The organism is Pectobacterium actinidiae, assembly GCF_000803315.1.
GTDB classification, from domain to species: domain Bacteria; phylum Pseudomonadota; class Gammaproteobacteria; order Enterobacterales; family Enterobacteriaceae; genus Pectobacterium; species Pectobacterium actinidiae.
In genome coordinates this window covers 3190674-3214860 of sequence record NZ_JRMH01000001.1, presented here as the reverse complement: position 1 = coordinate 3214860, position 24187 = coordinate 3190674, and the positions used below count along the sequence as shown (strand labels likewise).

Annotated in this window: 20 protein-coding genes; 6 read left to right on the top strand and 14 right to left on the bottom strand. The window is 51.7% G+C overall.

Annotated features, from left to right (window positions below):
• The first annotated feature begins 148 nt into the window (after nt 1–148).
• Nucleotides 149–1114 carry an aldo/keto reductase gene (locus KKH3_RS13795; RefSeq protein ID WP_039360589.1) on the top strand — a complete coding sequence of 322 codons (966 nt, stop codon included), beginning with the start codon at nt 149–151 and terminating at the stop codon, nt 1112–1114.
• Between the two features lie 416 nt (nt 1115–1530).
• Here the strand turns inward: KKH3_RS13795 and KKH3_RS13790 are convergent, their stop codons facing one another.
• The 6 genes from KKH3_RS13790 to KKH3_RS13765 form a co-directional block, all read right to left on the bottom strand.
• Entirely contained in the window at nt 1531–1872 is a 342-nt protein-coding gene (locus tag KKH3_RS13790; protein ID WP_010301002.1) for a glucose PTS transporter subunit EIIB, read from the bottom strand.
• A gap of 151 nt (nt 1873–2023) precedes the next feature.
• Nucleotides 2024–4084, bottom strand: coding sequence for a beta-galactosidase (locus KKH3_RS13785; protein ID WP_039360585.1), 2061 nt, complete (start codon nt 4082–4084; stop codon nt 2024–2026).
• A gap of 227 nt (nt 4085–4311) precedes the next feature.
• Nucleotides 4312–5526: a glycoside hydrolase family 53 protein gene (locus tag KKH3_RS13780; RefSeq protein WP_039360583.1), complete on the bottom strand. Its 1215-nt coding sequence runs from the start codon at nt 5524–5526 to the stop codon at nt 4312–4314.
• A 35-nt stretch (nt 5527–5561) separates the two neighbouring features.
• Nucleotides 5562–6410 carry a sugar ABC transporter permease gene (locus tag KKH3_RS13775; protein WP_039360580.1) on the bottom strand — a complete coding sequence of 283 codons (849 nt, stop codon included), beginning with the start codon at nt 6408–6410 and terminating at the stop codon, nt 5562–5564.
• A 12-nt stretch (nt 6411–6422) separates the two neighbouring features.
• Nucleotides 6423–7739 carry a carbohydrate ABC transporter permease gene (locus tag KKH3_RS13770; protein ID WP_052201346.1) on the bottom strand — a complete coding sequence of 439 codons (1317 nt, stop codon included), beginning with the start codon at nt 7737–7739 and terminating at the stop codon, nt 6423–6425.
• 87 nt (nt 7740–7826) lie between these two features.
• Nucleotides 7827–9059, bottom strand: coding sequence for an extracellular solute-binding protein (locus tag KKH3_RS13765; protein WP_039360575.1), 1233 nt, complete (start codon nt 9057–9059; stop codon nt 7827–7829).
• A 492-nt stretch (nt 9060–9551) separates the two neighbouring features.
• On the opposite strand from KKH3_RS13765, the gene KKH3_RS13760 reads away from it, so the two are divergent.
• Entirely contained in the window at nt 9552–10634 is a 1083-nt protein-coding gene (locus KKH3_RS13760; protein WP_039360572.1) for an ABC transporter ATP-binding protein, read from the top strand.
• A 216-nt stretch (nt 10635–10850) separates the two neighbouring features.
• On the opposite strand, the gene KKH3_RS22515 is transcribed toward KKH3_RS13760, so the two are convergent.
• From KKH3_RS22515 to galR, 3 genes are all read right to left on the bottom strand, one after another.
• The gene (locus tag KKH3_RS22515; RefSeq protein WP_255433889.1) at nt 10851–10976 is read right to left on the bottom strand and encodes a hypothetical protein; all 126 of its coding nucleotides are present in this window, start codon (nt 10974–10976) and stop codon (nt 10851–10853) included.
• 172 nt (nt 10977–11148) lie between these two features.
• Nucleotides 11149–12456, bottom strand: coding sequence for a maltoporin (locus KKH3_RS13755; RefSeq protein WP_039360569.1), 1308 nt, complete (start codon nt 12454–12456; stop codon nt 11149–11151).
• Nucleotides 12457–12905: 449 nt separating this feature from the next.
• Nucleotides 12906–13916 (bottom strand): HTH-type transcriptional regulator GalR, encoded by a 1011-nt coding sequence (galR, locus tag KKH3_RS13750; protein WP_039360566.1) that lies wholly within the window; start codon nt 13914–13916, stop codon nt 12906–12908.
• A 463-nt stretch (nt 13917–14379) separates the two neighbouring features.
• On the opposite strand from galR, the gene galT reads away from it, so the two are divergent.
• Both galT and galK read left to right on the top strand, forming a co-directional pair.
• The gene (galT, locus tag KKH3_RS13745; protein WP_039360563.1) at nt 14380–15420 is read left to right on the top strand and encodes a galactose-1-phosphate uridylyltransferase; all 1041 of its coding nucleotides are present in this window, start codon (nt 14380–14382) and stop codon (nt 15418–15420) included.
• 9 nt (nt 15421–15429) lie between these two features.
• Nucleotides 15430–16593 (top strand): galactokinase, encoded by a 1164-nt coding sequence (gene galK, locus KKH3_RS13740; RefSeq protein WP_039360560.1) that lies wholly within the window; start codon nt 15430–15432, stop codon nt 16591–16593.
• A 65-nt stretch (nt 16594–16658) separates the two neighbouring features.
• On the opposite strand, the gene mgtE is transcribed toward galK, so the two are convergent.
• Nucleotides 16659–18125 carry a magnesium transporter gene (gene mgtE / locus KKH3_RS13735; RefSeq protein WP_039360557.1) on the bottom strand — a complete coding sequence of 489 codons (1467 nt, stop codon included), beginning with the start codon at nt 18123–18125 and terminating at the stop codon, nt 16659–16661.
• A 216-nt stretch (nt 18126–18341) separates the two neighbouring features.
• Here mgtE and KKH3_RS13730 point away from each other — a divergent pair, with 216 nt between their 5' ends.
• Nucleotides 18342–18791, top strand: a complete 450-nt coding sequence (locus tag KKH3_RS13730) for a MarR family winged helix-turn-helix transcriptional regulator (RefSeq protein WP_039360554.1) — start codon at nt 18342–18344, stop codon at nt 18789–18791.
• A gap of 171 nt (nt 18792–18962) precedes the next feature.
• Nucleotides 18963–19388, top strand: coding sequence for an organic hydroperoxide resistance protein (locus KKH3_RS13725; RefSeq protein ID WP_039360552.1), 426 nt, complete (start codon nt 18963–18965; stop codon nt 19386–19388).
• Nucleotides 19389–19647: 259 nt separating this feature from the next.
• Here KKH3_RS13725 and KKH3_RS13720 read toward each other — a convergent pair whose 3' ends face one another.
• The 4 genes from KKH3_RS13720 to ppk1 form a co-directional block, all read right to left on the bottom strand.
• Nucleotides 19648–19863 carry a YfgG family protein gene (locus tag KKH3_RS13720; protein WP_039360550.1) on the bottom strand — a complete coding sequence of 72 codons (216 nt, stop codon included), beginning with the start codon at nt 19861–19863 and terminating at the stop codon, nt 19648–19650.
• A 229-nt stretch (nt 19864–20092) separates the two neighbouring features.
• Nucleotides 20093–20281 carry a YjfB family protein gene (locus KKH3_RS13715; RefSeq protein ID WP_039360548.1) on the bottom strand — a complete coding sequence of 63 codons (189 nt, stop codon included), beginning with the start codon at nt 20279–20281 and terminating at the stop codon, nt 20093–20095.
• Between the two features lie 232 nt (nt 20282–20513).
• Complete coding sequence (gene ppx, locus KKH3_RS13710; protein ID WP_039360546.1) at nt 20514–22049, bottom strand: exopolyphosphatase; 1536 nt, start codon at nt 22047–22049, stop codon at nt 20514–20516.
• Nucleotides 22049–24121 carry a polyphosphate kinase 1 gene (ppk1, locus tag KKH3_RS13705; RefSeq protein ID WP_039360544.1) on the bottom strand — a complete coding sequence of 691 codons (2073 nt, stop codon included), beginning with the start codon at nt 24119–24121 and terminating at the stop codon, nt 22049–22051. Before ppk1 ends, ppx begins: the two co-directional genes overlap by 1 nt.
• Between the last annotated feature and the right edge of the window lie 66 nt (nt 24122–24187).

Here is a 24187-nt window from a genome sequence, read left to right as displayed (position 1 = left end):
TAAACTAAATGCTACGTCTCGTTATTCGCACTTTTCTGTTCATTCATTATTCTTATCCCTCAACAGAAAGTCACATTGGTATACCCACGTTGCAGGTAGGCGGGTATTTTTCATGATGTTTTCTGCATGATTCAAAAGGAGAGTGATTATGTCAGTATCAAATACTACACGCGAGCTTGGACGTTCAGGGATCGTGGTTCCGCCTTTCTCGTTCGGCGGTAACGTCTTTGGCTGGACGGTCGATGAGTCGACATCGTTCAGCCTGCTGGATGCGTTATTGGCGCATGGGCTAAATTTCATTGATACCGCCGATGTTTACTCGCGCTGGGCACCCGGTAATCAGGGCGGTGAGTCTGAAACGATCATCGGTAACTGGCTGAAAAAAAGTGGCCAACGCGACAAGGTGATTATCGCGACCAAGGTGGGTATGGATTTGGGGGAGGGCAAGAAAGGGCTGTCTCCTCGCTATATTCGTCAGGCCGTCGAGGCCTCATTACAACGCTTGCAGACGGACTATATCGATCTCTATCAGGCACATACGGACGACAAAGATACGCCACTGGAAGAAACGCTGGCTACGTTTGATGCGTTGATTAAAGAAGGGAAAGTACGCGCGATTGGGGCATCCAACTACAGCGCGGCGCGTCTGGCTGAGGCGCTGAAAGTCAGTCAAGCCAACCATCTGGCGCGTTATGAAACGCTGCAACCGGAATACAATTTGTACGATCGGCAGGGTTATGAAGCCGCGCTAGAGCCGTTGGTGCGTGAGCAGGGGATTGGCGTGATTAGCTACTATTCTCTGGCTAGCGGGTTTCTGTCAGGTAAGTATCGTCAGCCTAAGGATGCGTCGAAAAGTGCACGCGGGCAGGGCGTCGTAGAAAAATACCTGAATGAGCGCGGTCGCACCATTTTGGAAGCGTTGGATAGCGTGGCGAATGCGCATCAGACGACACCATCGCAGGTCGCGCTGGCATGGCTGATCGCCCGCCCGAGCATCACGGCACCGATCGCCAGTGCGACATCGCTGGAGCAGGTTGCCGAACTGGCGAGTGCGACGCGACTGGTGCTGCCAGCAGAAGATATTGAGCTGCTGGATCGTGCGAGTCGTTATTAAGGAGTTCGCCTTCTTCGCAGGTGTTTCTTCATTACACTTTTATATGCGGGTGTGGAAATTACATGCGGATGTGGGAATAGTTTCGTGCGCCATCATACCGCCATTTTCATGCTACCTCGTAGCACGCGCCCGACATAGGGGGCTACGCCAGCCCCCTATGAACCCCGGCTTTTGGCGGGAATTATGCCGCTACGCGGTCCCATCGGTGTTCATGACCGCTAATCGAGCCACCAGTGACGCGTTCCCGACGCGGCACTGGTTTTCGCGACGTCCTGTCGCTCACTCGGCGGTCAAGCTCACCGCTGCATAATTTTTTACGCCAGATAACGGCAAGGTATTCGTACATTCACAACATTTATCGCGCACGAAACTGCCTCAATAGTGGCATAAAAATGTAACTAAGAGACTGCGAGCATTTAGCGCGCTTCTGCGCCATCATCCTCAAACCAGGCGGCTAGTTCGCGGCGCAGGTTATCCGATTGGGTGCCGAAAATGGCCTGTACCTGATGACCGACAATAATCACGCCGATAGCGCCCAGCTTTTGCAAACTGTCGCTGTTAACCAGTCGCAGGCTATGAACCTCGACCCGCAGGCGGGTGATGCAGGCATCCAGACTGACGATATTTTCTTTGCCGCCAAAGGCGGTTACCAACTGCTGCAAGTTTTCTTTGTCTAGCGGTGAAGCGATTTCAATCTCGGTAATTTGCTTACCCAACATTGATGCGAACAATTTCCGAAAATTGTGAATCTTGCCCATCGTAGTCACCTCTTCGTTTGTTTATCAGCGTGCGTATGATAATGCCGTTTACGTAACATTACTGTTAGGCGAAACACGGTGATGAGGTTCCGTAGGAACGTCTGCACCGTGTTCGCCCGGTAGCGTAATGCTTAACCGACAAGCATGAGCCTTACTGTAATGCGCGGCGTAGAATCCGGCAGCCGTAGCCTGACAGGTCGAGCGCCCCTGAAAGTGTGCTACCTGTGGTCATTTCCTCGTAGGTGGCAGGCAACGTAATGTACTGTGGCGTTGCCGTGTAATTCTGTACGAAGATAAACTCACTTTCCCCGTCATCACGACGGTGAGCGACAACGCCGTAGGGGAGGTCGGACGGTAGCGCGCGCGGTAAATCCAGCGTTTGTATCAGCGTGGTGAAGAAATCACGCTGGAAGGCGAGATCGTTGCGCGATGCGATGTAATAGGCCTGCCCCTTGCCGTAGTCATTGACCGTAACAGCTGGGCGACCCGCGTAGAAATCGCTGTCATAGGTTGCCAGTGCCCGCGCGCCTTCGAGATGAATTAACTCGCACAGGTGGGTGACCTGATACGGGCCGACCAGACGTTGCTCGTTGCCGTCCAGACCGCTGATGCTGTTGCTTTCATGATCGTACAGCCCATCGATTTCTTCTGCCCATATTCCCATGATAGGACGCAGCGGGCCTGGGAAACCGTTTTGATGACACAGATCGGTTTCGTTGACGACGCCAGACCAATAGGTGGTGACAAAACGGCCACCCTGTTTGACGAAAGCATCGACACGTTCGGCAAAGCCCTCGCGTACCATGTAGAGCATCGGTGCGATCACGAGCTGATAACCGCTGAGATCGACATCGGCGTTGATGATATCTACCGCCACGCCCTGTTCCCAGAACGTACGATAATGTTCGGTGACGGTTTTCTCATAGAACAGCCCCGCGTTGCGCGGCCCTTGGGCGTTGTCCATTGCCCAGCGGCTTTCCCAGTCGAAAATGATGGCGACTTTGGCGTCAACCCGACTGCCTGCTACCGGTGCGAGTTTGTTGAGTATGTCACCCAACTCCTGCACTTCACGCCCAACGCGGGTGTCGATATGCCCAACATGATCGACGACGGCACCGTGGAATTTCTCAACGGAACCGCGGCTCTTACGCCACTGGAAATACTGCACGGAGTCTGACCCGTGTGCGACGGCCTGAAGTGAAGACAGGATATGCATGCCCGGCTTTTTCAGTTTACTGATCGGTTGCCAGTTGGTCAGGCTTGGCGTTGATTCCATCAGGTAGAACGGCTTTCCACCTTTTAGCGTACGCATCAGGTCGTGATACATCGCGGTGTAGGCACCCAGCGTGCAGTCATCTTCCGCGTTATGCCACAGCGGGTAGCTGTCCCAGGAGATGAAGTCGATCACCTTCGCCAACTGCCAGTAGTCGTAATCATAGAAGTATTCCATGAAGTTCGTCGTGGTTGGCAGAGACGGGTTTTCGGCTTTTAGCGGTGCAATTTCTGCGGCACAGAAATCGCTGACCTGTGAGGTGTTAAAGCGTTTCCAGTCCAGATTCAGGCCGTGGATGGAGACTTCACCGATAGGCGACGGGGGTTCTAACTGTGACCAGTCGGTGTAGGTGTGGCTCCAGAAGGTGCTCCACCACGCTTTATTCAACGCGTCTATCGTGCCGTAGCGTGCTTTCAACCAGCTCTGGAAGGTACTGCGGCAGGTATCGCAATGGCACTCGCCGCTGTATTCGTTGGAAATATGCCAGCCGATTACTGCAGGATGGTGCGAGTAACGTTTTGCCAACCGGGTGTTGATTTGTTTCACTTTCTCGCGATAGTTCGGCGAGCTCAGGCAGTGGTTATGGCGGCCACCGTGCAGCGCCCGCACGCGGTTGCTGCCAACGCGCAGTACATCAGGGTATTTCTGCGACAGCCAAGCCGGGCGTGCGCCGCTCGGTGTTGCCAGAAAAACGAAGATACCGTTGGCATACAGCGTGTCGAGGATGCTATCCAGCCAGCCAAATTCGTAGCGACCTTCTTCCGGCTCAATACCAGACCAGCTGAAAATGCCCACGGACATGACGTTGCACTGGGTCTGCTTCATCATCTCAATGTCTTTTTCCAGAACCGCTGGGTCGTCCAGCCATTGGTCAGGGTTATAGTCAGCGCCGTGCAGCAGAACAGGCACCTTGCTGCTTAGCGGGGGGAATTTGAACATCGTTTTCTCCTAAACGGGTTGTCAACGCGTTGAATACGGTTTGCGTGTTCGAGATAGCTGGCAATGTGCTTATGCGGCGATGATGGGTAGATCGTAAAGACGCTGTGAATACATCCCTGTACGCTCGGGTTGCGCCATCCCTGGCGCAAACGCTTTACTCTTCTATCCCATTATCGCCGCTCTTGTTCAGTTAAACGGGTTGTCACGCTCTGAATACGGTTTACGACTTACTTAAACGCTTTGATGGAAGGCAGTACGTTGCCTTTGCAATCGAACAGCGCCTGATTTTCCCGCGCGTTGCCTTCTTTCCATTCGTCTTTGTTGTATTTCATGCCCGCTTTCGTGGCCCAGGTTGCGCCGGGCGTTGGCAGCCAGATGGGTTCCCAATAGAAGACGCCTTTACCACGCTGATTGGGGACGTTGATGACGCTTTGCATCAGATCGTGCAGGTAATTGGCCTGACCCTGAACGGAAGCGGGGTAGCCGCCTGCATCCAACTCTTTTTGCTGAAAGCTGTTTTCCGCGTTATCGCAGTTTTCCAGCGTGTAAGCATAGGCGGCTTCAACCACGATGATGTCTTTATTGTAGCGTTTGGTGACGTCGTTCATGTTGTACTGCAACGCGCTGATGGGGCCGTTCCAGTAGGTGTAGAACGAGGCACCGATGACATCAAACGGGACATTACGTTTGACGATCTCATCGAACCACCAGATAAAGGTGTCGTTTTTGGTGCCTTCCGCCAGATGCAGCATGATTTTGACGTTATTCGCGCCCTGTACTTCCTTCACGCCCTGAATACCGGCTTTCAACATCGCCGCGAGGCGATCAAATTCACCGCCACCCTGACCCCAACTTTTTCCTTCCGGCCACAGCATCCCGCCGTTCAATTCGTTACCGATCTGCACCATATCCGGCATGACGCCCGCTTTCTGGAATTCGCTAATGGTGGCTTTGGTGTAGTCATGTACGGCAGTTGTGAGCTGTTCTGCGCTTAGGCCAGACCAGGCTTTGGGTTTGTTTTGGTGGGCTGGGTCGGTCCAGAAATCGCTGTAGTGGAAATCCAGCAGTATTTTCATACCGTTCGCTTTGGCGCGTTTAGCCAGCGCCAGCGTGGTAGCCAGATCGTTGTTACCGCCGCCGTAACCGTTGCCTGCCGCATCTTTTGGGTCGTTCCAGATGCGCAAACGAATATAGTTAATGCCGTTCTCTTTCAGGATCAACATGGCATCTTTCTGTTTGCCATGTTCGTCATAAAATTTTCCGCCGTGCTTTTCCACCTCGTTTAGCATGGAAATATCCGCGCCTTTGATGAAATCGGCAGGGACGTTCGTCAACTTATTGATCGTCACATTCTCTGCGGCATGCAGGGTCTGCGGCAGGGAGAAGGTCAACAGGCCAGTTGCGAGCATGGCGGCCATCAGTACGCGTTTTTTCATTTTCATTTTACGTTCCTGGAATTGGTACAGATGTTGAGTAATTACCCTTTGGTTCCGCCTGAGGTCAGGCCGGAGACAAAGTACTTTTGCAATGAAAGATAAAGAATGGCGACCGGTACCGCGATCAGCACGGCTCCAGCGGCGTAGGTGGTGTAACTGGCGCCCATCTTCTGCGACACCAGGTTGTAGAGCCCGATGGGCAGCGTGTACTGATCCGGTGTGCGCAGGATGGTGCTGGAGAGAATGAAGTCACCCAGCGGGCCGGTAAACGAGAACAGGGCGATCACCGCGATGATCGGTTTAGACAGCGGCATAATGATCTCGATAAAGATGCGGAAGTTGCCTGCGCCGTCCATACGCGCGGACTCATCCAGATCTTTCGGGATGGCATCCAGATAGCCTTTCATCAGATAGGTATTCATCGGGATCATGCCGCCGACGTAAACCAGCACCAGTGCAATATGGCTGTTTACCAGCCCCAGCATCTGCGCCAGTACGAAGATGGCGATCAACGCGGAAAACTGCGGGATCATCTGTAAGAGTAAAAACAGCATCAGCCCGTTTTGGCGGCCACGAAAGCGGAAGCGAGAGAAGGAATAGGCGGTGAAACTGACGCTGACGAGCGTCAGAATCATGGTCAGGAAGCTGATTTTCATCGAATTCCAGTACCACGCCGCGTAGTCAATCTGGCCGTTAAACAGCTCCTCATAGTGAATGAAGGAGAAGTTGTCTGGGATGATTGACGTATTGAGCAGGCTGTTGCCGGGGTTCAGCGACGCGCCAACCGTCCAGATCAGTGGATAAATAATGATGACGGCCACCATCGCCAGCAGCAGGTAGGTCAGGCCGAGTTTGATAAAATTCTGGCGTTTAACGCTGTGTTTTTTCATCTGCGCGCTTTCCTATGCCATGTTGTCTTGTTTGAAGGAATTGGTGGCGCGGAACTGCCACAGCGCGACGCCCACGACAAAAATCGACAGCAGAATGGTGATGCTGGCTGCGATTGCATATTGGGAAGAAGACATGGTCAGCTTATAAATCCAGGACACTAGAATATCCGTCCCGCCCGCGTTAGAGCCGATCACCGCCGGTCCGCCGTTGTTGAACAGATAGATGATGTTGAAATTATTAAAGTTGAACGTGTACTGCGTGATGATGATCGGCGCGATGGAGTAGAGCACCAGCGGCAGTGTGATGGTGGTCAGCTTGTACCAACTGCTCGCTCCGTCAATGGTTGCGGCTTCGTACAAATCATCAGGAATAGCCTGCAATACGCCGGTGGTCATGGCGAACACAAACGGGAAACCTAACCAGGTTTGCATCAAAATCAGCGCGGTTTTGGTCCAAAATGGATCGGTCATCCACGCTTTGGGTTCAATCCCCAATGCGGCCAGAATCCCGTTATTAATCACGCCAAACGTTTCGTTAAACATCCCCGCGAAGACCAGAATAGTGACGAAGCCCGGCACCGCCCACGGCAGGATTAGGATAGTGCGGATCAGTGGTTTGAAACGCAGGCCTTTCTGGTTCACCAAAATCGCCAGCAGGATGCCCACGGCGCACTGGAGTGTGGTCGCAATCAGCGTCCAAATCACCGTCCATTGCAGCACGTCAAAGAACGTTGAACGCCAGAGGTCGAGCCGGAAGATATTGATAAAGTTTGTCATCCCTACCCAATCGACCAGCTTGGCAGGTGGCGTGTGATAGAGGTTGTAATTGGTAAAGGCAATGGAAAAACCGAAAATAATCGGGAAAACCACGACAAAGACCAACAGGATGAAGCCGGGCGTGATCATCAGATAAGGAAAGCCTTCGCTCAGCAGCATTTGATATTGCTTCTTCACGCTGTTCAACGGCAGACCTTTATCGCGTCTGGCACCGCACACGTAGGCATCGCGCAGGCTGAAATAGTAAACACCGACGCCAAAGGCGGCGACGATTACGCTGATAATGCCTTTTGCCAGCAGAAAAATAGAGTGATCGCGCGGCAGCTCAGTGCCCAGCGTGATGAGCCCCCAGGCGCCGTTCCGCAGGAAATCATGGAATATGCCGATGAAGCAGACCATGATGATAAAGAACAATGCGCCTTTGACGAACTGGCGATTATAAATCTGTCCAAGTCCGGGGACGATCGCCAGCAATACAGCCGTTCTGGCGTGGCGACATCCTCTCTCTTGTGGCGTAAGGCCGCTGGCGTTGACGGTCACATCTACCTCCATTTTCTTAAAAACATGGGTACCCCCACATCCCGAACGTTTTCAGGGATAAACAGGGGGCCCCACGTTGACCCACGGTGGTGCGGGGGATTACTGGTTACTGTGGTTAGCTTCGATCTGCATTTTGATAACCTTCACGGCAGATTCCAGCGCCGCTTTGGTGTCCTGCTTGCCTGTCACGCTCAGTTGCAGCGCACTGTTTGCTGGCGTCCAGACTTCCTGCATTTCCGGTACGCTCGGCATAGGAACGGCATAGCCAGACTGGATCGCGACAGCACGGGATTTTTCGTCGTCCTTAATTAGCGGATCGTCAACCAGCGCCGCGATTGGTGGGATTTCACCGGTTAACTGGAAGCGAACTTTGGCGTACTCAGGCTGATTGATGAACTCAATGAATTTCTGCGCCAGCTCTTTGTTTTTGGAGTAGGTGGAGATGCTGTAGCCTTTGACGCCCAGCAGCGAACGCGGGTGCTCGCCGTTTGGCAGCAGCGGCAGTGGGGCAACGCCATAGTTTACGCCCGCGTTTTTGTACGGCTGGAACGCCCACGGACCGGTAATTACGGCTGCGGCTTTTTTCTCGGTGAACAGGGAATCGATGGCGTTAGCGCCGGTTTCACCGACGATACCCGGCGGGAACAGGCCATCGGCATAGAATTTCTTGATATAGTTGACGGCATCGATGGTGGCTTGTTTATCCAGACCGATGTCTTTTACGTTTGGTGAACCGTTGCTGTTCTGCCCGAAAATGTAGCCACCCATCCCAGCGATGACGCCGTAGGCGTAATAAATTTCGTCAAATTTCGCCAGCAGACCATAGCGGCCTTCGGCACGTTGCTGTTTGGAGAACGTGAACAAGTCGTCGAATTTTTCCGGCGGTTGTGGCATTAGGTCTTTGTTGTACACCAGCACGGTGGTTTCAACCGCTTTTGGCACGCCGTATAGCTTACCGTTATAGGTTTGTGCTTCCAGTGCCGGTTTGGTGAAACTCGACAGGAACGTCTGATCCAGCTTTAGTTCGCTGATCAATCCCTGAACCACGGCGGTACCGACCTGATCGTGTGGCATCACGATCACATCCGGACCGATGCCTGCCGGGCCATCCAGACGGAGTTTCTCAATCTGCTGCGCGTAAGGCGTTTCCAGCACGTTGATTTTGACATTATTCTGTTTTTCAAAGGCTTTGATCGCGTCGGCGATGCCGTCGGATTTCTTGATATCTTCCCATACCAGAAGTTCTTTGTCGGCTGCCAGCGCTGATTTGCTGAGTACGCCGGTGATACCCAGTGAAATCATGATGACGGTGGTCAGTGTTTTCATTTTCATCATTAGTCCTCAAAGCCCTGGTGGGCCCATCATGGTAGGAAATCGTCGCGTACTTTCCGCTTTCGCCGTTTTTGCCGTCCCTGTGTGATGCGGGTGTAACGTTACATCGCACAGCAGTACACCGCAGGGAATGAGGCATCTAACAGTACACGTGGTTTGGTGATCGTCGCTGTGTGGCGTGTGACGCTTTATTATGCGTTTTCCACAAACTAGGGTAACGGTTACACCAGTGGCGATTACATTAAGCAGAGTGCGCCACGTCTGCCAGCGAAACATGTAAAGGCTGTGATCTTATGCACAAAAGTAACCCCCTGTTTGTGCAAACGGTTACACCATGCTGTTATATTGCGATTATGACCAGCGTGCAGGTAAACCTGGCCGGATGTGGATACGTCTGGAAGGGCTACCGAGCCATTTTGAGTAGACGACCACTGGGCCGTTGTGACTCAGCGCTTATATCCTGAAAAGCAAAATTATCAAGAGGTTACTGTTATGGCGTCGATCCAGTTGGATAAAGTGAGTAAGCATTTTGGCAAAACGATTACGCTTCACGATGTGAATCTGACGATTGCAGATGGAGAGTTCGCCGTTTTTGTTGGGCCGTCTGGCTGCGGTAAGTCGACGTTGCTGAGAATGATTGCCGGACTGGAAGATGTCACGGGCGGTGAAATCATGATTGATGAGGCCGTCGTGAATGATGTTGCCCCTGCTCACCGTGGCGTGGCTATGGTGTTCCAGTCTTATGCGCTGTATCCGCACATGACCGTTGCTGAGAATATGGGTTATGGCCTGCGTGTGAATGGTGTACCGAAAGACCAGATTAAGCACCAAATCGAGATGGTGGCGAAGACGCTGCAACTGTCTCACCTGCTGGAGCGCAAGCCGAAGGAGCTATCTGGTGGGCAGCGTCAGCGCGTGGCGATAGGGCGCGCTATCGTGCGTAACCCGAAAGTTTTCCTGTTTGATGAACCGCTGTCGAACCTGGATGCAGAGCTGCGCGTGGATATGCGTTTGCATATTGCCAAACTGCATCAGGAATTGAAAACGACGATGATTTACGTGACGCACGATCAGGTCGAAGCCATGACGCTGGCCGATAAAATTGTGGTCATGAATTACGGTAAAGTCGAGCAGGTGGGATCGCCGATGGAGCTTTATTATCATCCGGTTAACCAGTTTGTTGCGGGCTTTATCGGCTCGCCAAAAATGAATTTTCTACCAGCGCAGGTGGTTGACTGGACGCCGGATAGCCTGACGGTGAATGTGGCCGAGCAGTTGCAGCTTGAGTTGCCGATTCGCACTGGTGAACTGACCGTTGGCAGCACGGTTACTCTGGGGCTACGGCCGGAACACGTTTCGCCGGAAGGTGAGGGAATTCGCCTGTCATTCGGCTGTGAGGTCGTCGAGCGTTTAGGTAACAGTACTTATCTGTTTGGCCAATGCTGCGGGATTGATAACTTCAAACTGCTGCTTGCGGGCGACAGTGCTTTCAAACCGTATGAACATATTGAGGTCTTCTTCTCCCCGAATAACTGTCTAGTGTTCAACGCCGATGGCCTGCGTATCAGCGCCTAGTTAAGCGACTGCATCGCTGAATCTCAATAGCCAAAATCCCTTCTAAACATAAACAGCGCCCTTTGCGGGCGCTGTTTATGCTGCTGATAAAATCTTCTGTCTCTCAATATTCCGCTGTTTTGGGTTTCTCTGGCGTAAAAAATTGCGCTGAGGTGGGCGTGATTGCCGGGTGAGCGGCATGGATGCCGCGAAAGGCAGTGCCGCGTCGGGAACGCGTCACTGGCGGCCCGAATAGCGGTCACGCACGCCGAAGGTATCGCGTAGCGACGCAATTAGCGCCGAAAAGCCAGTGGTCAAGGCGCTGCGGCGATTGAGCGCGCCTTGTCGGGCGTGTGATGACATCACAGATTTGCTCGGTAGTTAACACGCACGAAATTTTCGTACTACCGCATATGATGCAGTGAAAATTTGATAGCGAGTGTTACTCGCAATAGAAAAAGGCTTTCCGTAGAAAGCCTTTTGGGAAATGCCCGACGAGAATGATGAGCCCGTCGGGCTGAGGGTTAGTGCCGTATTACCACCAGGCTTCCGCTTGAATACCGACGTTCACTGCGTTGCTGCGATCGTCGTTGAAGCGGTTTCTATTTTCATTACCACCGTTCAGGTAAGAAACGAAGAAGCGCAGTTCCGGGCGTGTCAGCATCGGAATATCGGCGCTGAAAGCGTGTGCCAGCGTGTATTTCTGGCCGCTATATTTACTTTCCGTGCCGCTGGTCCAACTATCCTTTTTCTGGTACGCACCCGCTTCCAGATAGGTTTTCTGGTTTTTGGTCCAGGCATATTGGCCGCGGCCTACCGCAGACAATAATTCTGTGCTGTCACGAAATAGGCTGATTTTATCCGCTTTACCGTAGGTCAGAACATGGCTCAGAGAAATAGTATCCGTGATCGGTAGGTCACCAGCCTGAATGACACGATAGCCTTTGGCATTGGCATTGATGTTCCAGACGTCATACCAGCCGCCGCCCTGATCGACCATGTTGTGTGCCAGCCCTTTATCGGCGTATTGCAGCACGAGTTTCTGGTTGGACTTGAGGCCAGAGAAGTAGTGGCTGAGTTCACCGGTGATCATCATCGAGTCTTTCGGATCGAATTTTTGGCCTTCCGCGAGGAAGATATTTTTCTGCGTGTCCGCCTCATTCGGCATCGCGTAGGAGATACCAAACTCGGTCCACGCGCCGTCCCACGGCTTCCAGCCCGCATAGCGCGCATCCAGATAGTTAATGTTCAGGTCGTTGTAGGTATCTTGTCTGGAAGAACACTCCTGATTATTCAAGCTGTTGCTACAGTCGACGTTCATGTTTTCGGCATCGGCACGGATCCAGGCAAACGAGAACGCGCCTTCACCGGCTTTGACGTTTTCGATCCCGGCACCTGCACCGGAGATGTTCCAGTATTTAGTATCGATGATGTGCAAATCATGGCGCTGGTAGTAACGTTTCCCCGCCCAGACCGTGGCATCCGGTAACCCAGGTACAAAGCCTTTCGCCTGAAGATTTAACTGGCGTAAACCAAACTCGGCATCATCATCTTTTGTGGTTTCATTATCGTTCGAGCCGTTGGAGAACATGGAGATCATACTGTCGAAGTAAAACGTTTTCCCATTTTCGTTATACAGCTGCTGTCCTAATTGGATTTCGCCGTAGGTGTCATCTTCGTTACCCAATCTTCCCACATATTCTTTATCGGCGGTCTGTTGTTTTCCGTGGTTTGATACACCCACGCCAGAACGGAAGTATCCTGAAAAATCAACAGAATAAGAAGGGGTTGCCAGCATTGCCAAACTCAGCGCAATGGATGTCGTCAGCAGTTTTCTTTTCATAATATACCTTTCGCTTATTCGGGTAAGAATGTGGATGTTCCAAATAACATGACGTGAACGGAGGTAAAACGCTTCCACTCATGGCGAAGGATTATGGGGGAATAAAATGGCGCGTGACATGATTGTTCTCACAAAATACAAAATAGTTACACCAAAATTTACACTGACTTAACGATGTTACACGCCGTGTTTCGAGTATTTATCAGTCATGATGCGATGTTATTTGCTGTGTAATGGTATGTAACTGGTTACACCTATTGGCTGTGTTATTCAAATGCAGCATAAAATTTTTTATATCAGCATTCGAAACGTTGCCTAAAAGGCGTGATGCGTTGCCGAGTTGGAAACATTTCTGGAATCACAAAAAAGGTCGCTACAGGGAGGAAGAAAACTGGGGGAAGTGAAAAGCACAGCTCGCCTGATGAGTCGGCAAGCTGTGTTGAACGTTGTTATTTCTTACTAACAGGGGGGCTGACGGAATGACGACGCACCAGCGTCGGGCTAAACATATTCGTGGTTTCGCTGAGCTGTTTACCGTGGGATAACGCGATGGCTAATTCTGCTGCCTGAATCGCCATCGCGGAAACCGGATAGTGCACAGTGGTCAGACGAGGGCGAAGATAGCGGGCGATCAATACGTCATCAAACCCGACGACCGACATGTCCTGCGGTACGCTGATACTGTTATCGCTCAAGACAGAAAGCGCGCCCGCGGCCATGGAATCGTTGTAGCACACCACTGCCGTCATATTGCCGCCTCGACTCAGGAGTTCCATCATGGCAGATTCTCCGCCCACCTCGTCTGGCGAGGCGCGTGCGATGAGACGTTCGTCCCGTGCGATGCCGTGCTCTTGCAGCGCATCCACATAGCCTTGCAGGCGATCGGCGGAGTCGGAAATTTGGTGATTAGAGCAAAGGAAACCGATCCGTTGATGCCCTTCCTGAATTAAATGACGTGTTGCTAGCCAGGAGCCGTAGCGGTCGTCGAGTGCAACACAGCGGTTTTCATAACCGGGTAATGTGCGGTTGATGAGCACCATGTCAGGAATGTGGCTCATCAGCGCCGCCAGTTCCTCATCTGAAAGCATTTTTGCATGCACGATCAACCCCGCACAGCGGTGGCGAATTAGCTGTTCAATGGCTTTCTTTTCCTGCTCGGCATTGTGGTAGCCGTTACCTATCAGCAGAAAATTGCCCGTTGCCTGTGCAATTTGTTCGACAGATTTAACCATCGTCCCGAAAAAAGGATCGGATACATCGGCAACGACCAGTCCCATGGTTTCTGCACTCTGATGTGCGAGCGCTCTGGCGTTAGCGTTCGGATGATATTGCAGCTCCGCCATGGCCTTGTGTACGGCTTCCTTTGAGGCGGTACTGGCTTTGGGTGAGTTATTAATCACGCGTGAAACCGTAGCGACTGATACACCTGATAGACGAGCAACATCCTTTATTGTGGCCATTGGCATTCCTGAGCGGTCAAATGCGTTGTGAGGCGGAGCGCAGCCTAACGCACAAGTTAAAAGAAAAATCGATTACTTATATTTATAAATGTACAGGTTTTTGGGGGATGTTACCTATCCGACCACGCTTCCTTTTTGATCCAGACCGTACTTATGTGATCGCTATCAACAATCATCGGCTATTTCTCTCTTCCAAAATACCAGTCTGAGGTTTAAATTTAGGGTAACCGATTACACTCGTGTGATAGATAAACGATAGCAAGCTATCGGTATTCAGCATTATTACAGCTATTTTATCCATAACATAGAGTGAAACTGATTACATTCAGGTGTTTCTCTGGCTATGTTTACAGACTGACCTGATGCCTTTTCCAGGCCGCTGACGGGCTGTTAGCGCCATACAATTGGCTGCGATGGTGCCCGCTGCTGTACCGAATGTATATTTTGTATTGAGGAATAGCTTATGCAGTTTGAGCCAACTGAACATCCGCACCGCCGTTTTAATCCACTGAAAGGCGAATGGATTCTGGTTTCTCCGCATCGCGCAAAGCGCCCCTGGCAGGGTCAGCAGGATGAACCGGATCGTTCTACGCCGCCGCCTTACGATCCGACCTGCTACCTATGTGCGGGCAATAAACGGATTACTGGCGATATCAATCCGCACTATCAGGGCACCTTTGTTTTTACGAATGACTTTTCAGCTCTGATGGAGGACACGCCGGATGCACCATCGGGCGATGATGAGCTTTTCCGTGTTCAGCAAGCTCGTGGCGTCAGCCGCGTAATCTGTTTTTCTCCCGATCACAGCAAAAGTCTGCCACAGCTTTCGCTGCCAGCGTTGAAAGCGGTGATCGAGACGTGGAGCGAACAGACTGAAGAGCTGGGCAAGCGATATCCGTGGGTTCAGGTCTTTGAGAATAAAGGGACGATGATGGGGTGCTCCAATCCCCATCCGCACGGGCAGGTTTGGGCTAACGATTTTCTGCCGAACGAAGTACAGCGTGAAGATGAGCAGCAGCGAGACTATTTCTCCCGTCACGGTTCGCCGCTACTGCTGGACTACGTTCGCCGCGAACAGGCTGACGGTTCGCGCATCGTAGTGGAAACGGATCACTGGTTGGCGGTTGTCCCTTACTGGGCGTCGTGGCCGTTTGAAACGCTGGTACTGCCCAAGTTCGCCGTACAGCGGTTGCCACAGCTAAATGACGTTCAGCGTGACTGTCTGGCGCTGATCCTGAAAAAGCTGACCAGCCGTTACGACAACCTGTTCCAATGCTCATTCCCCTATTCGATGGGGTGGCATGGCGCGCCGTTCAAGGGGGATGACATTACACACTGGCAGCTACATGCCCATTTTTATCCCCCGTTATTACGTTCCGCCAGCGTGCGCAAATTTATGGTCGGCTATGAAATGCTGGCTGAGGCACAGCGTGATCTGACGGCAGAGCAGGCCGCTGAACGTTTACGCAGCGTGAGTGATATCCATTTTCGTGAGCAAATTTGAGGTCATTTTATGAGCCGTATTGATTCTCTACGTCAGTTAACCGAGTCTGTTTTTGTCCGATTATTTGGCTATGCGCCGCACGCGGCTATTCAGGCTCCCGGCCGGGTCAACCTGATTGGTGAGCACACCGACTATAACGATGGTTTTGTCTTGCCTTGTGCTATCGATTACCAGACGGTAGTCAGCGCGGCGGTACGCCAGGATGGTATCGTACGGGTGGTGGCGGTGGATTTTGACAACCAGCAGGATGAATTCGATCTCGCCAAAGAGATTGTGCCTCACCCGGACTATACCTGGGCGAACTATATTCGTGGAACGGTGAAATTTTTGCTGGCGCGCGGCCTGCCGCTCACCGGCATGGATATGGTGGTCTCCGGTAATGTGCCTTCTGGCGCAGGGCTAAGCTCGTCGGCCTCGCTGGAAGTGGCTATCGGGCAGACGTTTAAAGAGCTGAATGATCTGGATATCAGCCAGTTGGATGTGGCGTTGAATGGTCAGCAGGCGGAAAACGATTTTGTCGGCTGTAGCTGCGGTATTATGGATCAGTTTATTTCCGCTCAAGGGCGTGTCGGTCAGGCGCTGTTGATCGATTGTCGCTCCCTGGAAGGTCGCTCTGTGCGTATGCTCGATGGCGTTGACGTCCTGATCGTGAATTCTAACGTGCGTCGTGGGCTGGTGGATAGCGAATACAACACACGCCGCCAACAGTGTGAATCGGCGGCGCGTCACTTTAACGTCAAGGCGCTGCGCGATGTTTCACTGTCGCAATTTGAAGCCGGAATCGAGGGACTGGATCCGGTGGCGGTACGCCGTGCGCGGCATGTTATTACCGAAAACCGTCGTACGCTGGAAGCGGCCGATGCGCTGGCACGCCAGGATGCACACCGTTTGTTTATGTTGATGGCCGAATCGCATGTCTCCATGCGCGATGATTTTGAAATTACCGTGCCCCCGATTGATGCGCTGGTGGATCTGATTCAGGAGTATGTTGGTGAGCGGGGCGGTGTGCGTATGACCGGCGGCGGTTTCGGTGGCTGCATCGTTGCCCTTATTCCTTCGGCGCTGACTGACGAAGTTAAACAGGTGATTGAACGTGAATATCCGGCACGCACCGGGCTTCAGCCGTCGATCTATCTGTGTCAGGCATCCGGCGGTGCAGGGCGTGTGAGTTAAGCCTCGTCCGGTAATGGCAGGTAAAAAGGGTTTTATTCATAAAACCCTTTTTTACATTCATATACTTAAGGAAGCAGAAGCAGCGTTGCTAGTCCAAGAAAGATAAAGAAACCACCGGTATCGGTGATGGCAGTGATCATGACGCTGGAGCCGATGGCCGGATCGCGGCCGAGTTTCATCATGATCAGCGGGATAGCGACGCCCATCAACGCGGCGAGCAGCAAGTTCAGCAGAATCGCCAGCATCATCACGCCACCCATTGCGGCGTTGCCATAAAGTAGGAAGGTTACCACGCCCATAATCGTGCCCCATATCACCCCGTTTACCAGCGCAACGCCTAATTCTTTTAGCAGCAGGTACGATTTCTTGCCGTGTTCAAGCTGATGCAACGCCAGTGCACGCACAATCATGGTGATCGTCTGGTTGCCGGTATTTCCGCCGATTCCGGCAACAATCGGCATGAGCGTCGCCAGCGCCACCAAATGGGACAACGTATGTTCAAACAGGCCGATGACCCGTGAGGCAATAAGTGCCGTACAAAGATTGATAGCCAGCCATGCCCAGCGGTTGCGGAACGATTTATACACAGGTGCGTAGACATCTTCAGAAGGTGTTAACCCCCCTGAACGCCGCAGATTGCTGTCGCTTTCCCGGTTTACAACGTCGAAGATGTCCTCAATCGTCAGGCGTCCCATGAGTTTCCCTTTGCTATCGACCACGGCGCTGGAAATTAAATCGTAACGTTCAAAAGCCCCTGCGGCCTCTTCGACTTTATCTTCAGGCTGGAACCTCAACGGTTGAGCATCCATGACGTCAGTAACCAGAGCCTGGGGCGAGTGGAGCAGGATACTGGCCAGCGACAGCTCGCCGATCAGCGTGTTCTTACGATCGGTAACAAACAGCTTATCGGTGGAATTGGGGATCTTTTTGCGGTAGCGCAGATAGCGCTGTACGGTCGCGAGCGTAACATCGGCGCGCACGGTGATGAGCTTGAAATCCATCATGTGGCCGAGACAGTCTTCATCATAATTGATGGCGGCGCGTAGCTGCGCGCGCTGCTTCGGCTCAAGCGACGTCAGTATTCTGCCCAGCAGATGACGAGGAACGAGGCGCGACAGCTGAGCCTGCTCGTCGACATCCAGTATCCGAACCGCTCTCAGGATTTCTTTGTCCTGCATATCGCCGATCAGATCGTCAGAAATGCTGTCAGAGGCCTCAATCAACACGTGGCCGCGCTTCGCTATCGGGATAAGTCGCCATAGCGCCAGACGTTCATCCTGCGGTAAAGACTCCAGCAAATCGGCAAGGTCAGCGGCATGTAGCCCGATGATAAGCTCGCTGATTTCTGCGGTTTGATCGAGCAGGATACTTTTGTCACGCAGCCCGATTTTGTTACTTAACGCCGTGTCACCGCCGTCGCGTTCCGTCAAGCGCGGCTGCCGGTTGATAATATCTTCAACCAGTTCTTTATTTTCCAACAGCAGAAGGGAGATGCGGCGCCGGAGGTCGGTAAGTTTTTTTACACTCGACATAATGTTTTATGCTCGATCTGTTTTTTATCCGTGTTTTATTAAACGTAGCGCAAAATCAGTAGATTAAGAATAGGAATACTGGCGAATCGCCGTTTGAAAGGTATGCGATAGTACCCAGACGTGTTTTTGATGCATTTTTATCTAACGAATTATTAAATCGCTTGCTACTTAGTTTTGGGCGATATATAGTCAGTTCCAGAAACGTAACCGATACCGATGGCAGAGACGATGAACGATAACGCTTACAAACTGGATGGACAGCTGTGCTTCGCACTGTATTCAGCCAATTTGGCGATGAATAAACTGTATCGTCGTTTGCTGTCTGAATTGAATCTGACCTATCCCCAATATCTGGTGATGCTGGTGCTGTGGGAGCGTGATGGTTTGACGGTGTCTGAGCTAGGCGAGCGTCTGTATCTTGATTCTGCCACGCTAACGCCGTTGCTCAAGCGCTTACAAAGCGCAGGCTTAGTGGTACGTAATCGAGGAACAGAAGATGAACGTCAGGTGCTGGTCGGGTTAACTGAAGCAGGACGAGCACTTCAGCAACAGGCTCGAGAGATTCCTGAAAGCGTGTTTTGCGCGACGGAATGCCATCTTGACCAGTTGCAGACGATCAAAAAAGATTTAGAGACGCTGCGTAAGAATCTGATTGAGCATCTTTGAAGATACTCGCGATTGCCTTGCGCACCGCGAAATCAGTTAGCCAGCGTCATCTTATCGACGTCGTTTTTTTAAATAAATAAGTAGTTCGCGATTTAATTTTTCGCTATTTAAGTGACGTCTGAGTCACATCTACACTCTCTTAGGCCATTCCTAACTATCTGGAGTCACATTATGTCTATTGAAAAAGTATTATACGTTGCTCATGCTCAGGCCACCGGTGGTCGTGATGGTCGTGCGGTGTCTTCCGATAACGCGGTTGATATTAAATTGACGACCCCACGTGAGCTGGGTGGCGCAGGCGGTGAAGGGACGAACCCAGAGCAGCTGTTCGCCGCGGGCTATTCTGCCTGTTTCCTTGGCGCGATGAAATTTGTCGGTGCGCGTGACAAAATCGCGGTCCCGGCTGATACCACGGTAAATGGTAGCGTAGGTATCGGTGCCATCCCGACCGGGTTTGGTATCGAAGTTGAGTTGAAAATTTCCCTGCCGGGCCTGGATCGCGCCGTGGCTGAAGATTTAGTGCAGAAAGCCCATATTGTTTGCCCATATTCCAATGCAACGCGCGGCAACATCGACGTGACTCTGACTATCGTCTAAGTCCGGTTTGAAACAAACGTACTGTTGGTTGATGAAAACGGTGGCTGCGGAGGATTCGCACTGCCGTTTTTTTTATGACGGATATCCTCGTCCGTCACCCTTCGGGCCGTTGCTACGCAACGTAGAAAAACGTTCCCGACGTTTTTTTATTGGTATGGCATCACCTGAATGACAACGGGCATGAATGACAGGCGCAGCAATAGGAAGGCAACAAGCCTGATGAAGAACAAGAGAATATAAGGAACGGATTGGTTAAGCGCTATTCTTTCTGATTGGCGAGTACGTTGGCAGGAAGCAGTAATTGTTCAGCACGCTGCTGCTGTTTGTCTTGATGATGACCAAACGCGGTAATGGTGGAGTAGGCAAAACGGCCTAAAAGAATGATGAAGCTGATGAGTAAAACAGCACGGGCGATCCGAGAGCCACTTCGTCGCGGGCGTATCGATAATCGTCGTCTGTGGGTAAGCGTGGACATTACCAGTTAATCCTCTATAAAAGCGAACATTCGCTGTTGTTTATTTAGGCACAAGCAGTAGGCGAGGTCAATGTACCTCAGTGAAAAAGATGATGGTCGATCCGGTTTTCGCACGTTCGGTGCAAGGAGAGAGACGTTAGAGGCCGGTGTGAAAAGGAAAGGGCATTAAAAGGGAATCAGCAAAAAACCCGCTCAAAAACGGATAAGCGGGTTGTGTAGTACAAGGGAATTACGCCGTGGTATTGACGTTACGCCCAATCGCCGGATTTGCTGGCAGAGGTGGTAATGCCTGCAAAATACCTAAAGCAACAGCCTCTTGGCTATCGAGCGCTTTTTTCAGCACAAGCGCACTGGCCTCATTGCTGGTACGCATGTTGCTGAGGTCGGTCGCGAGTGATGCAATCTGTGATACATCCATTTCACTCTCCTTAACACTGAGTTGGATTGATATCCGGTATGGAAAGGAAGCGCGCCTTTCCACCGAGGTTGCACGACGTTGGCGAAAAATTCTCGCCAGCCATCATTTTGGTATCGGCCCCATCTCTGTAAACTTTACGTTAATCAGCCCTAACCGACCAGCACCGCTGCGCGATTTTGCGCTACGGCACCGTCCGGTGCAGGCTCGGATTCCCACGTAACGTTTTCATCAGTCAGGTTTTTTCTTCCTCAATCATCAGCTTCCAGCCTGTGACGTCCTGCCAATATTCCTGTTCTCGTTCCAAATCCAGCTGTACCAGCGTGTTGTTGGTAAAGAAGTCGCGTGGGAACGTCAGTGTCCAGTAGTTGTCATCAGTTTGCAGCCGTAACGATTCCGGCGTTGTCGTTGCCTGACGCTGGTTATTCAACAGCGTGGCGAGGCGCAAGAGTTGTATCATGGGCAAATACTGTTTCTTTTTGAACAGGTTCAACCGCGGCAATTCTTCCAGCTTGATCGCTTTACGGTGCAACCGTACGATCATTGACAGGACAAGCTGCTGCTCCTGATTGAAGCCGGGCAGATTGGTATTTTGCAGAATGTAAGCGGAATGACGGTGCATGCCGCTATGGTTAATGCCTAATCCCACTTCATGCAGCATAGAAGCCCAGTTTAAAATAGCCTCAAGCTGTGGATGCACCAGATTAGGATTTTGCTCTGCCCACTGCGCATAAAGCTGCTGCGTGGTTTCCCGTACGCGTCGCGCCTGCTCGCGGTCGATATTGTAATGGGTCGCCAGACTCTGCGCGGTACGGATACGAATATCCTGATGGCGGAAACGCCCTTCCATTTCGTACAGCACGCCTTCGCGCAGCGCACCATCGGACAGACGTAATTCTTTGATTGCCAACGCATCAAAAATACCACACAGAATAGCCAGACCGGGCACCAGCACTGACTGACGATCTTCGGACAGACCCGGCAGACTCAGCGCTTTGAAGTGCTTAAACTGCAAGATTTGCGTGCGTAGCATTTCCAGTCGCTCGGGGGTAATCAGGCCGTCTTTCTCTCCCATCTCCACCAGAATTTCATGCGTGGCTTTGATCGTTCCAGACGCACCGAGGGCGAATTTCCAGCCGTATATGCGGTATTCCCAGGACAGCGTTTCCAGCTTTTGCGCTGCGGCCAACCGGGCGCGCTTGAAGTTGGCTTCGCTAATTTCACCATTCGGGAAAAATTGCTGTGCGAAGCTGACGCACCCCATACGACGGCTTTCTACCAGCATCGGCTCGAAATCTTCACCGATAACCAGCTCGGTAGAACCACCGCCGATATCGATGACCAGCTTGCGGCCTTTTTCCGGCTGTGTATGCTCCACGCCCATAAAAATCAGGCGGGCTTCTTCATGGCCAGAAATGATCTCTATCGGATAGGGAATGATGTCCGCCGCGCGGCGCAAAAATTCCTGCGCGTTAGCCGCCTGACGCAGCGCGTGCGTTCCGACGATAGAAACGTTCATGGCAGGGAAGCCTTGCAGGCGTTCAGCAAACAGCGCCAGACAGCTCAGGCCGCGTTGAATAGCTTCTTCGCTGAGCATGTTTTTGCTGTCCAGCCCGTCGGCCAGATGTACTCGCTGTTTTAAACGCCCCAATACCTGAAGCGCACCGTTTACCACGCGTGCGATCACCATGTGAAAACTATTGGAGCCCAGGTCGATAGCCGCGAATTCTTGCGGCTTTATCTCGGTTTTTTCATTGTTCGTTAACGGCATTATTCAGGCTTATCTCCAGGTTGCTCCAACGCCTTGATGTAGTCGTAAATGGCATTTTGCGCGCGTACTTTACGCTTGTTGCCGCGTGAGACATAGCGGTTGCTCGATTCTTTATCAATGACACGGGCTTTCACCGTATCGCTGAACAGAATATCCAGCGTTTCCAGCACGCGGTTTTTCAAAATGGGATCCAGAATTTCCACTGCGACTTCAATGCGATAATCAATGTTGCGTGTCATCCAGTCTGCGGAAGAGAGGTAGACTTTCTTGTCCCCGCCGTTGTTGAAGACATACACCCGATCGTGTTCCAGATAGCGGTCAAGAATACTGATGACCTGAATATTTTCGCTGATCCCCGGCAAATTAGGGATCAGTGAGCACATGCCGCGTACCAGCAGATTAATTTTCACGCCCGCAGACGAAGCCTGATACAGCTTTTCCGCCAGCCCTTTATCCACCAGATTATTTACCTTAAGCGTAATGCCTGCATCACGATTCGCCAGCGCGTTTTCGATCTCGGTATTGATCAGTTGGTAAAGCTTGTCGCGGGAGTTTTGCGGTGACACCAGCAGGTGCTCGAAGCTGACCGGGCGGTAGGGGTTTTCAATGAAGTTGAAGACGCGACGGACTTCGTTGGTAATGCGCTCGTCGGCGGTCAACAGCGAGTAATCCGTATACAGACGGGCGGTTTTCTCGTTGAAGTTACCGGTGCCGATATGCGCGTAACGCACGATGTTTTCCCCTTCGCGGCGGGAAATCAGGAACAGCTTGGCGTGAATCTTCAGCCCAGGTACAGAGAAAATGACGTGTACACCAGCTTCCGTCAGGCGCTTGGCCCAATGGATGTTTGCTTCTTCGTCAAAGCGTGCCTGTAGCTCTACCACTACCGTCACTTTCTTGCCGTTATGTGCCGCGTGGATCATCGAATTAATAATGCGCGAGTCTTTGGCGACGCGGTAAATGTTGATTTTGATGGACAGCACGTTAGGGTCGAAAGAGGCTTGTCGCAGCAGTTCCAATACGTGCTCGAAGGTATGGTACGGGTAATAGAGCAGAACATCGCGCTCACGGATCGCATCAAACCCATTGCGAAAATGGTTGAATCCGGTGTGCCGCAGACGTGGCAAGGGCTTATTGACCAGATTGGCACGTCCGACGTTCGGGAAAGAAATAAAGTCTTTGAAATTATGATAACGCCCACCGGGGATAACGGAGTCATAGGAAGAGATACCCAGTTTCTCCAGTAGCATTTCGACCATGGCATCCGGCATGTCGCGCTGATACACAAATCTCACCGGCTCCGCGGTTAAGCGCTGTTTCAGACTGGAAGACATCAACTCCAGCAGGCTGGACTCCATCTCCGTAACCAGATCGTATTCTGCATCGCGCGTCATTTTCATGGAGTACGCATTCAGCGCGTCATAATCAAAGAAGCCCTTGAAGATGTCATCCAGACAATAACGCAGAATGTTATCGATGAGGATCATGGTCTTACGACGGCGCGGCGCTTCTGCTGGCAGGTTGACGAAGCGCGGTATTTTATCCGAAGGAATTTCAAGCAATGCGTAGCTGATCTCGTCGCCACGAATAATTTCGACAGCAAGATAGGTATAGCTATCCTTCAGAAACTCAACCAGATTGGTTTCGTTAAAGATGAGTATTGGCGTGATATGCGGACGCAAATATTGTCGGAAGTAGTCCCTCAGCCACTCTTGCTGAGTAGGGGAAACCTGACGTTCATTGACCAGAAAAATCTGGTTACGCGCCATCTCCAGCAGTAACTCATTGTACAGGCTATCGAAGATTTGATCAGTTTTGAGTACGCGCGCCTGAATTTTGCCTAAAAGATGTCGCAGATTGCCGTCCAGACCTTGTTCTTCGTTAATCAGAATGCGTCTTTTCAAATCGGCAAAACGGACTTTATAAAATTCATCAAGGTTGCTGGAGTAGATGCCCAGAAAGCGCATGCGTTCGATTAACGGGTTGCTTTTATCTGCTGCTTCCTGAAGTACTCGTTCATTAAAGGATAACCAACTTAATTCTTTCTCTATGTAGAGTTTGTCCTGACCCATTGTCACTCCGCTCAACTCATGTACTGAAGGTTCATCCAATATTCATACCCTTCTGCTGTGGAGATA

Bases quoted from the DNA above. Each gene is read 5' to 3' on its own strand.
- KKH3_RS13795 (WP_039360589.1), top strand. From the start codon at position 149: ATGTCAGTATCAAATACTACACGCGAGCTTGGACGTTCAGGGATCGTG.
- KKH3_RS13790 (WP_010301002.1), bottom strand. From the start codon at position 1,872: ATGGGCAAGATTCACAATTTTCGGAAATTGTTCGCATCAATGTTGGGT.
- KKH3_RS13785 (WP_039360585.1), bottom strand. From the start codon at position 4,084: ATGTTCAAATTCCCCCCGCTAAGCAGCAAGGTGCCTGTTCTGCTGCAC.
- KKH3_RS13780 (WP_039360583.1), bottom strand. From the start codon at position 5,526: ATGAAAATGAAAAAACGCGTACTGATGGCCGCCATGCTCGCAACTGGC.
- KKH3_RS13775 (WP_039360580.1), bottom strand. From the start codon at position 6,410: ATGAAAAAACACAGCGTTAAACGCCAGAATTTTATCAAACTCGGCCTG.
- KKH3_RS13770 (WP_052201346.1), bottom strand. From the start codon at position 7,739: ATGGAGGTAGATGTGACCGTCAACGCCAGCGGCCTTACGCCACAAGAG.
- KKH3_RS13765 (WP_039360575.1), bottom strand. From the start codon at position 9,059: ATGAAAATGAAAACACTGACCACCGTCATCATGATTTCACTGGGTATC.
- KKH3_RS13760 (WP_039360572.1), top strand. From the start codon at position 9,552: ATGGCGTCGATCCAGTTGGATAAAGTGAGTAAGCATTTTGGCAAAACG.
- KKH3_RS22515 (WP_255433889.1), bottom strand. From the start codon at position 10,976: ATGTCATCACACGCCCGACAAGGCGCGCTCAATCGCCGCAGCGCCTTG.
- KKH3_RS13755 (WP_039360569.1), bottom strand. From the start codon at position 12,456: ATGAAAAGAAAACTGCTGACGACATCCATTGCGCTGAGTTTGGCAATG.
- galR (WP_039360566.1), bottom strand. From the start codon at position 13,916: ATGGCCACAATAAAGGATGTTGCTCGTCTATCAGGTGTATCAGTCGCT.
- galT (WP_039360563.1), top strand. From the start codon at position 14,380: ATGCAGTTTGAGCCAACTGAACATCCGCACCGCCGTTTTAATCCACTG.
- galK (WP_039360560.1), top strand. From the start codon at position 15,430: ATGAGCCGTATTGATTCTCTACGTCAGTTAACCGAGTCTGTTTTTGTC.
- mgtE (WP_039360557.1), bottom strand. From the start codon at position 18,125: ATGTCGAGTGTAAAAAAACTTACCGACCTCCGGCGCCGCATCTCCCTT.
- KKH3_RS13730 (WP_039360554.1), top strand. From the start codon at position 18,342: ATGGCAGAGACGATGAACGATAACGCTTACAAACTGGATGGACAGCTG.
- KKH3_RS13725 (WP_039360552.1), top strand. From the start codon at position 18,963: ATGTCTATTGAAAAAGTATTATACGTTGCTCATGCTCAGGCCACCGGT.
- KKH3_RS13720 (WP_039360550.1), bottom strand. From the start codon at position 19,863: ATGTCCACGCTTACCCACAGACGACGATTATCGATACGCCCGCGACGA.
- KKH3_RS13715 (WP_039360548.1), bottom strand. From the start codon at position 20,281: ATGGATGTATCACAGATTGCATCACTCGCGACCGACCTCAGCAACATG.
- ppx (WP_039360546.1), bottom strand. From the start codon at position 22,049: ATGCCGTTAACGAACAATGAAAAAACCGAGATAAAGCCGCAAGAATTC.
- ppk1 (WP_039360544.1), bottom strand. From the start codon at position 24,121: ATGGGTCAGGACAAACTCTACATAGAGAAAGAATTAAGTTGGTTATCC.